Annotated in this window: 14 protein-coding genes; 13 read left to right on the top strand and 1 reads right to left on the bottom strand. The window is 45.8% G+C overall.

Features of this window, described 5'->3' with window-relative positions:
* Window positions 1-171 precede the first annotated feature (171 nt).
* Complete coding sequence (gene pulA, locus ADM98_RS06305) at window positions 172-3084, top strand: type I pullulanase (protein ID WP_053452737.1); 2913 nt, start codon at window positions 172-174, stop codon at window positions 3082-3084.
* A 70-nt stretch (window positions 3085-3154) separates the two neighbouring features.
* Here pulA and ADM98_RS06310 read toward each other — a convergent pair whose 3' ends face one another.
* Window positions 3155-4408: a dicarboxylate/amino acid:cation symporter gene (locus tag ADM98_RS06310; RefSeq protein WP_053452738.1), complete on the bottom strand. Its 1254-nt coding sequence runs from the start codon at window positions 4406-4408 to the stop codon at window positions 3155-3157.
* Between the two features lie 312 nt (window positions 4409-4720).
* On the opposite strand from ADM98_RS06310, the gene rpsU reads away from it, so the two are divergent.
* The 12 genes from rpsU to recO all read left to right on the top strand — a co-directional run bounded on the left by rpsU (window position 4721) and on the right by recO (window position 13666).
* The gene (gene rpsU / locus ADM98_RS06315; protein WP_012369719.1) at window positions 4721-4894 is read left to right on the top strand and encodes a 30S ribosomal protein S21; all 174 of its coding nucleotides are present in this window, start codon (window positions 4721-4723) and stop codon (window positions 4892-4894) included.
* Between the two features lie 21 nt (window positions 4895-4915).
* Window positions 4916-5362: a GatB/YqeY domain-containing protein gene (locus ADM98_RS06320; RefSeq protein ID WP_035409225.1), complete on the top strand. Its 447-nt coding sequence runs from the start codon at window positions 4916-4918 to the stop codon at window positions 5360-5362.
* Between the two features lie 182 nt (window positions 5363-5544).
* The gene (locus tag ADM98_RS06325) at window positions 5545-6054 is read left to right on the top strand and encodes an NfeD family protein (RefSeq protein WP_053452739.1); all 510 of its coding nucleotides are present in this window, start codon (window positions 5545-5547) and stop codon (window positions 6052-6054) included.
* The gene (floA, locus tag ADM98_RS06330) at window positions 6051-7034 is read left to right on the top strand and encodes a flotillin-like protein FloA (RefSeq protein ID WP_053452740.1); all 984 of its coding nucleotides are present in this window, start codon (window positions 6051-6053) and stop codon (window positions 7032-7034) included. The genes ADM98_RS06325 and floA overlap by 4 nt, the downstream gene beginning before the upstream one ends.
* A 13-nt stretch (window positions 7035-7047) precedes the next feature.
* Window positions 7048-7518, top strand: a complete 471-nt coding sequence (locus tag ADM98_RS06335; RefSeq protein ID WP_053452741.1) for a hypothetical protein — start codon at window positions 7048-7050, stop codon at window positions 7516-7518.
* A gap of 170 nt (window positions 7519-7688) precedes the next feature.
* Window positions 7689-8651, top strand: a complete 963-nt coding sequence (locus tag ADM98_RS06340) for a PhoH family protein (RefSeq protein ID WP_053452742.1) — start codon at window positions 7689-7691, stop codon at window positions 8649-8651.
* A 36-nt stretch (window positions 8652-8687) separates the two neighbouring features.
* Complete coding sequence (locus tag ADM98_RS06345) at window positions 8688-10745, top strand: HD family phosphohydrolase (protein ID WP_053452743.1); 2058 nt, start codon at window positions 8688-8690, stop codon at window positions 10743-10745.
* The gene (gene ybeY, locus ADM98_RS06350) at window positions 10742-11218 is read left to right on the top strand and encodes an rRNA maturation RNase YbeY (RefSeq protein WP_053452744.1); all 477 of its coding nucleotides are present in this window, start codon (window positions 10742-10744) and stop codon (window positions 11216-11218) included. The genes ADM98_RS06345 and ybeY overlap by 4 nt, the downstream gene beginning before the upstream one ends.
* Complete coding sequence (locus tag ADM98_RS06355) at window positions 11215-11565, top strand: diacylglycerol kinase family protein (RefSeq protein WP_053452745.1); 351 nt, start codon at window positions 11215-11217, stop codon at window positions 11563-11565. Before ybeY ends, ADM98_RS06355 begins: the two co-directional genes overlap by 4 nt.
* A gap of 48 nt (window positions 11566-11613) precedes the next feature.
* Window positions 11614-12012, top strand: coding sequence for a cytidine deaminase (locus ADM98_RS06360; RefSeq protein ID WP_023467498.1), 399 nt, complete (start codon window positions 11614-11616; stop codon window positions 12010-12012).
* Window positions 12005-12913, top strand: coding sequence for a GTPase Era (era, locus tag ADM98_RS06365; RefSeq protein ID WP_053452746.1), 909 nt, complete (start codon window positions 12005-12007; stop codon window positions 12911-12913). Before ADM98_RS06360 ends, era begins: the two co-directional genes overlap by 8 nt.
* A 3-nt stretch (window positions 12914-12916) precedes the next feature.
* Window positions 12917-13666 carry a DNA repair protein RecO gene (recO, locus tag ADM98_RS06370; protein ID WP_053452747.1) on the top strand — a complete coding sequence of 250 codons (750 nt, stop codon included), beginning with the start codon at window positions 12917-12919 and terminating at the stop codon, window positions 13664-13666.
* The last annotated feature ends 24 nt before the right edge of the window (window positions 13667-13690 follow it).

The raw sequence follows: 13690 nt of genomic DNA on the forward strand, positions 1-13690 counted from the left end.
AAAAAAGAACTGTCTACCACACGGATAGTTCTTTTTTGTCGTGTTCCATCCAACCGAATCACTTTGGTTCAAAAGTCTTATTTTCCTTTTGAATCATCAAATAGGCTTTGACAGGACTTGTAAACGGATGCAGAATGAAAACGATTACATAACAAAGGAGATGGCTATCGTATGAAACGCATAAGACTCGTTTGTATCGTTGCGCTAACGTTTGCACTAATATTTAGTGGACTGTCTTTATCCGGTCAAGCACTGGAAAAAGGAAAGTCTACATTGGTCATCATTCACTACAAGGAAGACTCGAATGCCACGAAGGATTGGAACCTGTGGTTATGGGCAAATGGCCCGGATTATTTTCCGAATAAAGCACATGCCTTTAATGGCGAGGATGCTTACGGCAAAGTCGCAGCTTATGAATTTCCAGTTGATCAGCCGGAAAAAGTCGGCTTCATCGTGCGAGATGATAACTGGAACAAGGATGGAGGATCTGAGAATGATCGCTTCATCACGAAAGACATGATTAAAAATGGTGTTGCCGAAATTTGGATCGAGTCGGGAAGTAAGGACATCTCAACGGTCAATCCAAGCAATGGAGCAGATGTTGAAAAAATCGACACGAACATCCACTATTATCGATATGACAATGATTATGACAAATACGGCGTCTGGTCTTGGCCGGAAGCGCAAGATGGCAAACGATTCGAATTCGATCAGCAGGATGAATTCGGTGCCGTTGCCAAGGTAACGCTTGATAACCCAACGAAAGCACGTCTTGCAGGCGTCATTCCTCATCTTGAGGGATGGTCGGAAAAAGATGGAGCCGATCGTTTCTTCTATGCAGGTGCGAAAGACATCTGGTTGATCGAAGGTGACCAGACAGTGTACTACAGTAAACCAGAAATCGATCGGACACCGAAAATTACGAGCTTTTTAGCAGATGATTTCCGGACGGTGACGTTAAAAACGAATACACCGATGACAGAAGAAGATTTAAAGGCATTTACCTTTGAAGGTCTAACGAATCCAGTCGTCACAACGATCGATGCCAAGACGGCGAAAGTCGAAGTCGCTTCTGATATTGATCTAGCAAAAGTCGTCCGCGTGACGCATCCTGCTTTTGGAGAAGCAGTTCTTGAAGCAGGGAAGGTACTGCGTTCGAAAGCGTTTGACCAAAAATATGCCTACGATGGCAAGCTTGGCGTCGATTATCAGAAATCGAAGACGACATTCAAGGTCTGGGCACCGACAGCGCAAGCTGTTGAACTTGAACTATATCGTTTACCAAAACAACAAGCAGCTACGACAAAAGATATTACTCGAGAAATTCAGATGAAACGGACGGATCGTGGTGTGTATCAAGTGACGGTCAAGGGCGACCTTGACGGTGTCGGTTACACATACGAAGTCAAACACGCAAAAGAATCGACACGTGCCGTTGATCCGTATGCGACTGCAGTTGCTGTTAACGGAGATCAAGGTGTCGTCGTCGACTTACGTGAGACGAATCCAAAACGTTGGACGAATGGAAAAATACCACTTCGTCATGCAACAGACGCGATCATCTATGAATCCCACGTCCGTGATTTATCAATGTTTGATGTGAAGAACTCCGGTTACGATTCCGGCATCAGACAAAAAGGGAAGTATCTTGGTGTCATTGAATCAGGTACTCGTTTGACGAAGGACGGCAAGAAAACGAAAACGAAGACAGGACTAGATCATTTAAAGGAACTTGGTATTACGCATGTTCAGTTTATCCCAGTCTACGACTTCAACACAGCGTCCGTCGATGAGACGAATCCACTTAAGAGCTACAACTGGGGTTACGATCCGAAGAACTATAACGCTCCAGAAGGATCGTACGCGACAAATCCATATGATCCGAAAGTCCGGATTACAGAAATGAAGCAGATGATTCAAGGACTCCATGACAATGGACTTCGTGCCGTCATGGACGTCGTCTACAACCACATGTTTGACGCCAAGGCATCAAATCTTGATAAAATCGTACCGGGTTATTATTACCGCTATACGGAAGGCGGCGATTTAGCGAACGGAACTGGTGTCGGAAACGATACAGCTTCTGAGCGTCAAATGATGCACAAACTGATCGTGGACTCCGTTTCATACTGGGCGAAAGAATACCACTGGGACGGCTTCCGCTTTGACTTGATGGGAATTCACGACGTCAAGACGATGAATGCCGTCAAACAAGCGACAAAACGCATTGATCCGTCGATTCTTGTATTCGGAGAAGGATGGAGCCTTGGTACGCCACTTCCGGAAACTGACAAGGCGAATCAGACGAACACGAAGCAAATGCCAGGAATCGGTCATTTCAACGACAACTTGCGCGATGCACTCAAAGGTAGTGTCTTCGTCGATTCAGATGCTGGTTTCATTAATGGAGCGAATGGTCTTGAAAAACGGATTAAACGCGGCATCGTTGGTGAGATTGCTTACGATAAAGACATCCAAGGATTTACGCAAGAACCGGATCAAGCCATCACTTACGTTGAAGCACACGACAACCATACGTTATGGGATAAGTTGAACCTGACGAATCCGCAGGATAATGATGCAACGAAGACGAAGATGCACCGTCTAGCTTCAAGTATTTTGCTGACGTCACAAGGGACGACGTTCATCCATGCAGGTCAGGACTTCATGCGGACAAAAGGCGGCGATCATAACTCATATAAATCACCGAACTCTGTCAACCAGCTCGATTGGAAACGGAAGATGGATCGTCAACAAGACGTCGATTATATGACGGGATTAATTGCATTACGTAAGAAGAATCCAGGGCTTCATTTAGCAACAGCGAAAGATATCCGTCGTTACTTGACGTTTGAAGCAGCGCCGGCACAAGTCGTTGCGTATCGACTAGATGACGACGCGCCACAACAGAAGAACGATTTATATGTCATTCACAATGCAAATCGAACAGTAGTTGACATGAAGCTACCGAAAGGAAAATGGAAGCTTCTCGTAGATGGTAAACAAGCAGGAACAAAAGCGATCCGCACTGTTTCAGGTACGGTTCGTGTTGAGGGACTCAGCTCGTTCGTCTTAGCGAAATAACTGAACGTATCGAAAAAAGGACGTTCTGCCGATTGGCGGAACGTCCTTTTCGTTAGGCGAGAAACGCGAATTAAGCGTAACGCTCATCCGTTTCCTCTTCTTCTTTAATATTACCTTCTTCTGATTTCGAGACGATGACGGCACATGCTGCATCACCTGTGATGTTGACTGCCGTCCGCATCATATCAAGAAGACGATCGACACCGATGATCAAAGCAATCCCTTCGACCGGTAGATTAACCGATTGAAGAACCATCGTCAGCATGACGAGTCCGACTCCTGGTACACCGGCAGTTCCGACTGATGCAAGAACGGCTGTCAGGACGACAGTTGCAAGTTGTCCTGGTGTTAAATCAACAGCATAGACTTGCGCGATGAAGACGGTCGCGACCCCTTGCATGATTGCTGTTCCATCCATATTGATCGTCGCACCGAGTGGCTGGACGAAACTTGACACGGAGCGTGGTACTTTCAACTCTTTTTGAGCCGTTTGCATCGCGACAGGGAGCGTTGCGTTCGACGAAGACGTCGAGAAAGCGAACAGCATGACGGGTGCAAACTTTTTAAAGAAGAAGAAGGGGTTCATCTTTCCGAGCAGTGAAACAGTCGAACCGTACGTCAATATGGAGTGAACGAACAGGGATAAGATAACGACACCCATGTAAAGTCCCATCGCTTTTAACGAATCAAATCCTTGTGAACCAACTGCTGAAGCAATCAAAGCAAATGCTCCAAGTGGTGCCATCTTCATGACGAGTGTAATGAGGTACGTCATCAATTCGTTTCCTTGTTCGACGAACGTCCGTAACGTCGAAACCTTTTTACCGAGGAACGTAATTCCAAAACCGATAAAGACACTGAAGACGATGATTTGCAACATATTGCCTTCTGCCATCGAAGTGATCGGGTTCGTCGGGAACATACCGACAATTGTATTGATCAAGCTTGTGTCAGGAAGGTTCCCGCTATCATATTCCAGATTGTTTGTAGCAAACGTTCCGAACGTACCCGGTTTAATCAGTAATGACAAACCGAGAGCAATGACAATCGCGACAGCCGTCGTCGTCATGAAGTAGCCGATTGCCTTTCCGCCGACACGACCGAGCTCTTTTGGATTACCAAGACCCATGACGCCAAGAGTGATCGAGAAGAAGACGATCGGTACGACGAGCATCTTAATCAAGTTTAGGAAAATCGTCCCGATGGGTTGTAAAGCATATTTATTCAATCCCTCATAGATCGACTTATCCGGTAAGGTTGCAAGAATGATTCCGAGGATCACCCCGAGAATCAATCCCCAGATGATGCGCTTTGCTTCTTTCATAAGTGATGTCACACTCCTTTTTTTGATAATTGTCTATATTTTGACACATCATCACCCATTTTGACAAAACATTTTAAAAAATAATGATAACGCTTACAAAGAAGTTTCTGAATTTTGATGCAGGAATGATTAGATTTTGTTGTCAAAAGGGTGCAACCATGAGAGGATAGAAAGGAACAAAAAGGAACAGCGTAGGGTACAGAAAAGTCGCTTGAATCAACTGTTGACCAAATTGTATATTCCTACTATAATGTTGTATGACGTGTCTGACACGTTTCCTTTAGTCGGTAATATCGGAGGGAGGGAAAACTAGTGGAAACTCGTGTACGTAAAAATGAATCACTTGAAGACGCACTTCGTCGCTTCAAACGTGGTGTTTCAAAAGATGGTACGCTTGCTGAAGTTCGTAAACGTAAACACTACGAAAAGCCAAGTGTAAAACGTAAGCTTAAATCGGAGGCTGCGCGTAAGCGTAAGAAGTTCTAACGTTAGAGAGGGTGTATCCTCATGAGTCTTCAGGAGCGTTTGACAGCGGATATGAAAGATGCCATGCGTCTTCGCGAAAAAGATCGTCTTACGACGATTCGCATGGTGAAATCATCGCTGCAAAATGAAACGATCAAACTCGGTAAGCAAGAATTGACGGACGAGGAAGAATTAACTATTCTTTCACGTGAAATGAAGCAGCGCAACGACTCCCTCCGAGAATTCGAAAGCGCTGGTCGTCACGATCTCGTCGAGAAAATTCAAGCAGAGATTGTCGTGCTCGAAGCTTATATGCCAAAACAGCTTTCCGAGGAAGAAGTACAGGAAATCGTCGACGCAGCTATTGCGCAGACGGGTGCCTCTGCTCCTTCGGATATGGGGAAAGTAATGGGTGTCGTCATGCCACAGCTTAAAGGCAAGGCAGACGGTGCTTTGATTAATCGACTCGTCAAACAACGTCTCGCTTAATACATGAAAAGGTGTCCCTTGGGGCACCTTTTTTTGTCGTTCCTGTCACACTTTTAAAGTTTCTTCATGAATTCAGAATAGTCATGAAACCTTTTTGTTTTGAAAGCGTATATAATTATAGTAACGAATCAAAGTGCAAAAGAAGTAGCTTCTGACACGAATGAAAAGGGGTGAACGTACGCATGACGTTTAGCTTAGGGATGATTTTGGCGGTCTTCATGATCGGGGTCCTCATGTTACTGGTCGAAATATTCGTCACGGGGTTCGGAATCTTTGGAGTCCTCGGAATCGGTTCTGTCCTTGCTAGTTTGATCATGGCAGGAGCGACCGTTGGACAAGTCGGTCTAGCGATCGGACTTGCTGTGTTTCTCTCACTTGCGGCCGGATTCTGGGCGTATCGTAGAATCAAATCAAATCAGTCACTACTGTGGAGAGGTTTGATTTTGACGGATTCGACATCGTCTGAGAAAGGGTATCTTTCTCATCAAGAAAAAGTACAACTGTTAGGGCAAGAAGGAGTCAGTTTGACGCCTCTGCGTCCATCAGGAACGATTGAAATCGATGGAAACCGAATCGATGCCGTAACGGAAGGGACCTTCATTCAAGCGGGGGAAACAATCGTCGTTAAAGAAGTGACGCATGGACGCGTTATTGTTAGAGTCCAACATACGAAGGAGGAGTCCCACACATGACACCTGAACTATTGACCGTATTACTCATATCTGGAGGAATTTTGATTTTCCTCGCCATCTTCTTCACGCTCGTTCCGATCCCACTATGGATTAGTTCGCTCGCAGCAGGCGTACGTGTATCGATTTTTACATTAGTCGGGATGCGACTACGTCGAGTTACACCATCTAAAATCGTCAATCCGTTGATTAAGGCAGTAAAAGCGGGACTGAACTTGAATACGAACCAGTTAGAAAGTCACTTCCTCGCCGGTGGTAACGTTGACCGCGTTGTCAATGCCTTGATTGCAGCACATCGTGCGAATATCGAACTGAGTTTTGAACGCGCAGCAGCGATTGATCTTGCTGGTCGTAATGTGCTTGAAGCTGTTCAGATGTCAGTTAACCCGAAAGTCATCGAAACACCATTCATTGCCGGTGTTGCGATGAACGGGATTGAAGTGAAGGCAAAAGCCCGGATTACGGTGCGTGCGAACATCGATCGTCTCGTCGGTGGTGCTGGGGAAGAAACCGTCATTGCGCGTGTTGGTGAGGGTGTCATCTCAACGATCGGTTCGTGTAATGACCAAAAAGAAGTGCTTGAAAACCCGGAGATGATCTCTCGGACGGTTCTTGCAAAAGGACTCGATTCGGGTACAGCGTTTGAGATTCTCTCGATTGATATTGCAGACATCGATATCGGTAAAAATATCGGTGCGGTTCTGCAAACGGACCAAGCAGAAGCAGATAAGAACATTGCTCAAGCGAAAGCGGAAGAACGTCGTGCGATGGCGATTGCAAGCGAACAAGAGATGAAATCACGTGTTGAAGAGATGCGTGCGAAAGTCGTCGCTGCTGAAGCTGAAGTACCGCTTGCGATTGCGGAAGCAATGCGTGATGGTAACTTTGGTGTCATGGATTATGCGAACTACTTGAACGTGACGGCAGATACGAAAATGCGCCAAGCGATCGGTGGACAATCATCATCAAATGACTCGCAGTAAAGGGTGAGACGGTATGGATATCATATGGGTCGGATTGATGATCGCATTCGGTGTCATCTCTGTCATCTCAAAAGCAGCAGATAAAAAACCGAAGCAGACGAATCGGACTCCTTCAAAGGAGTTTGGTGAATACGTGAAACAAATGGTCGAACAGGTGGATACAGTACGACAAGAAGCGACACCTCCGCCGGTCGTTCGAAAAAAAGCACCTGCGAAGAAGCAACCAGGAGTGACTCAGACGAAAGTTCGACCGGTTCATGAAAGAACAGATTTACAAAAGCAGCTCGATCAACGTCAAAAGAAACATTCGAAAAAAGGAATGCCCTCTTCGACGATTGGTGAAATCAAAGATAGCGTAGCAGATGGTGCCATTGGATCGTCTAGTCGTTCAGCGTCAGCAACGGCGATTTCCCAAGATGAAATGCGACGTGCCATCGTTTGGAGTGAAGTTCTTGGAGCACCTGTTTCCAAGCGCAAACGCTAATAATTGTACAGTGAGTCGATCCTAAAAACCAAGAGGATCGACTCTTTTTATTTCCTAAATGGTGGAAACGGGTTTTTCTTTCCATCTTTTCGACGGAAGTGCTAAAGTGGAAGAGATTAGATATGAAGCGATGACAACTTGTTATCCATGACTAGGAGGCCATTCACAACGTGATATTCAATGAAAGAATCCCATTTGCATTTTCGAATTCAGAACAGATTCAAGCATTTGTCGGTCCGAATGACGCAGTCTTACGTACGATGGAAGCAGAACTTGAAGTTCAGCTTACGCATCGTGGAGATGAGCTGTTGGCACAATCCGAACAGGAACAGTCTGTGATCTTAGCAGGACAAGTCGTTGGTGTCTTGAAACAACTTGTTAATCGTGGAGCTGTTTTAACAGAGCGTGACGCGACGAGTGCCATTCAACTCGCTCGTCAAGATCGGGTAGATGAACTTCTAGAACTTTACGACACGGTCATTCATACGAATCATAAAGGAAAACCACTTCGTGCAAAGACGCTTGGTCAAGCGCGCTATGTTCGAGGAATTGATCGCTGTGATTTAACATTCGGTATTGGACCGGCAGGAACCGGTAAAACGTACCTCGCAGTCGTGATGGCAGCAAAAGCACTGAAGGAAGGGCACGTTAAACGACTCGTCTTGACCCGGCCGGCCGTAGAAGCAGGAGAAAATCTTGGATTTCTTCCTGGGGATTTAAAAGAAAAAGTGGATCCCTACCTACGTCCTTTGTACGATGCGTTACATGACGTACTTGGTGTCGAGCACACGGCTCGCTTGCTCGAACGTGGTGTCATTGAAATTGCGCCACTCGCTTATATGCGGGGGCGGACGCTTGAACACGCCTTTGTCATTCTTGATGAAGCACAAAACACGACACGGGAACAAATGAAGATGTTCTTGACGCGTCTCGGATTCCATTCGAAGATGATCGTTACGGGCGATTTAACACAAGTTGATCTCCCGCGTGGAAAAACATCTGGTCTACAGGAAGCTTTGCATCTGCTTGGAAATGTCAAAGGGATTCATTTTGAACACTTTGGTTCAGCTGATGTCGTGCGTCACCCACTTGTCCGAAAAATCGTTGATGCTTACAGTCAAGATTTGACCTAAGCCGTTACGGAAATAGAGGGAAAAGGGGGAGATGATATGCGCAAGGTTGGGGTCTGGGTCGGTCTTTTGACAGTAGTATTCTATCTCGTCGTATCAACGATGATGTATGTCAGTGTTCGACCAGAAGCCTTGTCCGCAGAACCATTCTCAATTGCAGAAGAAGATATCCGGTCACCTTTAACGATAGAAGACCGGACCGCGACAAATCAAATCAAAGAAAATTCGATTGCTGCAATCGAGAGTCAGTATACGATTAAGCAAGAGTATGCAGCACAGCAAATTGATAAAGTGGAACAACTTTTTGCCAGTTTATCTGGTATAAAAAAAGCGGATGAGATTAGCAAAATCAAACAGCGTCTCCGCGGAACGGAGGCGGCAACTCTTTTAAAGGATGATGAGTTACGTTTGCTCGTGTCATCAACCACAGCACTCCGTGATACGACACGGGATGTCGTCATCACAGCGATTGAAGAAGCAATGCGTCAACGCATCTCGTCCGACGGTGGTGAAGTGGCTGAAGCACGTGAGAACGCTAGAACCGATATTGAACGTTCACCGTTGTCCTTTTCTTTAAAAGCGGTTGCCAAAGCGTTGACCGATCAACTGATCGTAACGAACTACGTTTATGATCCGGAAAAGACGGAGCAGCTTCGCAAACAGACGAGTGATAAAGTCGAACCAGTCATTATTTCTGAAGGAGAAGTGATCGTTAAACGGGGAGAGGTCATTTCACAAGATGCCTATCGTCAGCTCCAACTCGTTGGCTTGATTTCTGACCGTCAGTCGCTGAAGCCATTATTAGGAGCGATGCTTGTAAGTGCGTTGATGACTGCCTTTTTGTTTGGGTTCATTCATCGTTCGAAACTACGTTACGCTCAGATGGGACGGATTCGATTGTTCGGACTGGTCTATCTCGTCGTCAGTCTCCAATTACTCGTCATGTATGGTATTGCCTTTTTAGCGGACGACATCAATCCAGCTTTCTACTTACTCACGCCGACAGCTTTTGCTGCGCTTGTTTTACGAAATTTGTTGAATGAACGGATTGCATTATCGAGTTCGCTCTTTACTGCACTTGCTGGAACATTTTTCTATAGTACAAATCAAAACTTCAGCTTTAATATTGCAATTTATTTATTAGTCGGTGGTTTAGTCGCAACATTTTTCCTGCGGTCTAGTCTATCACGACGTCGTATTTTCATGAGTAGTATCTCGATTGCTGGAGCAAATATCGCGATTTTCTTAGCGTTCGTTCTGTTACGAAGTGGTACGTTTGAACTGCGAGAAACACTGGTTTTAATCGGCTTTGCGATTGCTAGTGGTATCTTGAGTGCCGTTCTTGCAATTGGGTTATTACCATTCCTTGAAATGACATTCGGTATTTTAGCACCAACACGATTACTTGAACTGCTCAATCCAACGCATCCACTGTTGAAAAAGCTATTGGTCGAAGCACCTGGAACATATCATCACAGTATGATGGTCGCAAATTTAGCGGAAACGGCTTGCGAAGCAATCGGGGCAGATGGATTGCTTGCACGAGTCGGAGCTTATTATCATGACTTAGGGAAAACGCGACGCCCGCTCTATTTCATTGAAAATCAGCATGGACGTAATCCGCATGATCGACTTCAGCCCGAAGAGTCAGCGCGAGTCATCTTGGCACATACGGAGGACGGTGTTGAACTGCTTGAAGACGCAAAACTTCCTGCAGCCATCATCGATATTTGTCGTCAGCATCACGGAACCTCTCTACTGCGGTACTTCTATGTCAAGGCAGCAGAACAAGGTGAGGTCGATGAAGAGACATTCCGTTATACAGGACCGAAACCACAAACGCGTGAAGCAGCAGTTATCATGATCGTTGACTCGATTGAAGCGGCCGTTCGTTCGATGAAAGCTCCTTCGGAAGAAGGAATTCGGGACTTGGTCGCGAAAATCATTCGTGAAAAGATGATGGATGATCAATTTGCGGAATGTGATATCACGACGCGTGAGATTTATCGTGTCGGTGAGAGTGCGTGCCATACCTTATCCGGTTTGTTCCATGAACGAATCGAGTATCCAGAATTAAAGAAAGAGGCAACGACATGAATATTTATATGACAGACGAAAACAATCGTCTAACGGAAGAACAACAACAACTTGTCGAATCGATTTTAATCTATACAGCAGAACAAGAAGAAGTCGATTCGAATAGTGAGTTGTCCGTAACCTTCGTTTCAAACGATGAGATTCAAGAAATCAACCGTGAATGGCGTGGGAAAGATCAGGCAACAGACGTCATCTCTTTTGCAATGGAAGAACTTGGAGAAGATGAAATTGACTTTGGATTACTTGAAGATGAACCAATCGTTCTTGGTGACTTGATCATCTCGGTTGAACGGTGTCGCGAACAAGCGGCAGAGTATGGAAATCATTTCGAGCGAGAACTCGGATTCCTTGCCGTTCATGGGTTCCTACATTTACTCGGTTACGATCATATTGAAAAAGCAGACGAAGAAGTTATGACGAAGCGACAGGAGGAAATCCTGCATCACTTCGAGTTATTCCGGGGCACATTGTGAATAGTTGGTGGCAACCGTTTCGACATGCAATGAACGGATTGCGCCAATCGATTCGAGAAGAACGACATATGAAAGTTCATGTCATCATTGGCGGTATCGTGTTACTAGTCGCCTTTTTGTTACCGTTGACGTCTGTCGAGAGGGCAATTCTATTCTTGACGGTCGGCATGGTCATTAGTGCTGAGATGTTCAATACAGCGTTTGAGCGTATCGTTGATCTCGTGACGCAGGAGTGGCATCCGCTCGCAAAAGCAGTCAAAGACATCGCAAGTGGAGCAGTTCTTGTGTTGGCGCTTACATCTGTTGCAATTGCACTATGCATCTTCATCCCATATTTGGTACAATAAGAATCCGGCCTTTTTGGCCAATACCGTTCCTAAAAAGGGGATATTCACATGAAAACAGAACAATTACTCGAACAAGCTAAACGTGCACGCGAAAAAGCGTATGTTCCATATTCGAAATTTCAAGTTGGTGCTGCTCTATTAACGAAGGACGGACAAGTTTTCCACGGCTGTAACATTGAAAACGCTGCATATGGTCTTTGTAACTGCGCAGAACGGACAGCCATCTTCTCTGCATGGGCACAAGATGCGCGCGAATATGCAGCTATGGCTGTCGTTGCAGACACAGAAGGACCGGTTGCACCATGCGGACAATGCCGTCAAGTGTTATCTGAAATGTGTGACGCTGATATGCCAATCTATTTGACGAACCTCAAAGGAGACGTCACTGAAACAACAGTGGGTGCCTTGTTACCAGGAGCATTCACGAAAGGGGATTTACATGTTTAAAGAAGGATTCAAATCGGGCTTTGTCTCGATCATCGGACGCCCGAACGTCGGAAAATCGACATTCCTCAATCGCGTCATTGGACAAAAGATTGCCATCATGTCTGATAAACCGCAAACGACGCGTAATAAGATTCAAGGTGTCTATACGACAGAAGATGTTCAAACGATCTTCATCGATACACCAGGGATTCACAAACCAAAACATAAACTCGGCGATTTCATGATGAAGGTCGCGACGAACGCTTTGCGTGAAGTCGATGCGATTTTATTCATGGTCAACGTGACGGAACCAAAAGGAAAAGGTGACGACTTCATCATTGAAAAATTGAAGGAACTCGATACACCAATCATTCTCGTCATGAATAAGGTCGACTTGATTCATCCGAATGATATTCCGCCAATCATCGAGTCATACAAAAATGAACTCGAGTTTGCGGCAGTCGTTCCGATCTCTGCGCTTCAAGGCAATAATGTTGAACCATTGCTTGAAGAAATCGCGAAGATTCTACCAGAAGGACCGATGTATTATCCTGCGGATCAAGTCACCGATCACCCGGAACGCTTCATCATCTCGGAAATGATCCGCGAGAAAGTCTTGCAAAAGACACGCGACGAAGTACCACACTCGATTGCAGTTGCGATTGATCAAATCAAGACGCGCGAGAACGGGAACATGGTTGATGTTCATGCGACGATCTTAATTGAGCGGGATTCTCAAAAAGGAATCATCATCGGAAAGCGTGGCGCACTTCTAAAAGAAATCGGTTCTGAAGCACGAACGGACATCGAGATGTTACTCGGGACGAAAGTCTACTTGAACTTGTGGGTCAAAGTCCAAAAGGATTGGCGGAACAAGGCAGGTCAATTGCGTGAACTTGGCTTCCGCGATGACGAGTATTAAGCGATGATTGATAAGGCGGAAGGGCTTGTATTACGAACGGTCGTATATGGTGAATCGAATAAGATCGTCACGCTACTGACACGTGAATTCGGCAAGCTCGCCGTCATGGCGCGAGGAGCGAAGAAACCTGGGAGTCGTTTTAACGCGGCGAGCCAACCTTTCGTCCGAGCCGTCTATATCTATCCACGGTCACGTGGTCTCGGTCAGTTGAAATCGGCAGATGTCATCACGAGCCATGCGCATATCCGGCAAGATGTTGTCTTGATGGCATATGCGATGTATTTGCTTGAGCTTGCGGATAAGGCGCTTGATGAACGGGTGCCACAACCGGCGCTGTATGATTTATTCGTTGAAGGACTTGAGGCGATGGATGACGGACTCGATCCAGACGTTGTCTCCTTCATCATCGAGTTACGTCTATTGCGCCACTTAGGGATTGCACCGCACTTGAATGGATGTACGATTTGCGGAAGTACAGAAGCACCATTTGCTTTTTCGCTGCACCATGGAGGTCTGTTATGTCGTCGTCATCGCCACGAGGATGAACATGCTGTCTTCATGACGGAAGCGGTCGCGAAGATGTTGTACGTATTTTCCGTTTACGATTTTTCACGGATCGGTACCGTGACGGTAAAGCCGGAAACGAAGCGTTTGTTGCGTCAAATCATGGATGCTTATATGGAACGCTACAGCGGGTTGCGTCTGCGGTCAAAACGCGTTCTCGACCAGTTGATTGATTTCGGCAACGATTGACAGCAACAAGCGGGTTCGGTAGAA

Origin of the sequence: Exiguobacterium sp. BMC-KP, from assembly GCF_001275385.1 — a bacterium.
In the GTDB taxonomy this organism is placed as follows: domain Bacteria; phylum Bacillota; class Bacilli; order Exiguobacteriales; family Exiguobacteriaceae; genus Exiguobacterium_A.

Bases quoted from the DNA above. Each gene is read 5' to 3' on its own strand.
- pulA (WP_053452737.1), top strand. From the start codon at position 172: ATGAAACGCATAAGACTCGTTTGTATCGTTGCGCTAACGTTTGCACTA.
- ADM98_RS06310 (WP_053452738.1), bottom strand. From the start codon at position 4,408: ATGAAAGAAGCAAAGCGCATCATCTGGGGATTGATTCTCGGGGTGATC.
- ADM98_RS06320 (WP_035409225.1), top strand. From the start codon at position 4,916: ATGAGTCTTCAGGAGCGTTTGACAGCGGATATGAAAGATGCCATGCGT.
- ADM98_RS06325 (WP_053452739.1), top strand. From the start codon at position 5,545: ATGACGTTTAGCTTAGGGATGATTTTGGCGGTCTTCATGATCGGGGTC.
- floA (WP_053452740.1), top strand. From the start codon at position 6,051: ATGACACCTGAACTATTGACCGTATTACTCATATCTGGAGGAATTTTG.
- ADM98_RS06335 (WP_053452741.1), top strand. From the start codon at position 7,048: ATGGATATCATATGGGTCGGATTGATGATCGCATTCGGTGTCATCTCT.
- ADM98_RS06345 (WP_053452743.1), top strand. From the start codon at position 8,688: ATGCGCAAGGTTGGGGTCTGGGTCGGTCTTTTGACAGTAGTATTCTAT.
- ybeY (WP_053452744.1), top strand. From the start codon at position 10,742: ATGAATATTTATATGACAGACGAAAACAATCGTCTAACGGAAGAACAA.
- ADM98_RS06360 (WP_023467498.1), top strand. From the start codon at position 11,614: ATGAAAACAGAACAATTACTCGAACAAGCTAAACGTGCACGCGAAAAA.
- era (WP_053452746.1), top strand. From the start codon at position 12,005: ATGTTTAAAGAAGGATTCAAATCGGGCTTTGTCTCGATCATCGGACGC.
- recO (WP_053452747.1), top strand. From the start codon at position 12,917: ATGATTGATAAGGCGGAAGGGCTTGTATTACGAACGGTCGTATATGGT.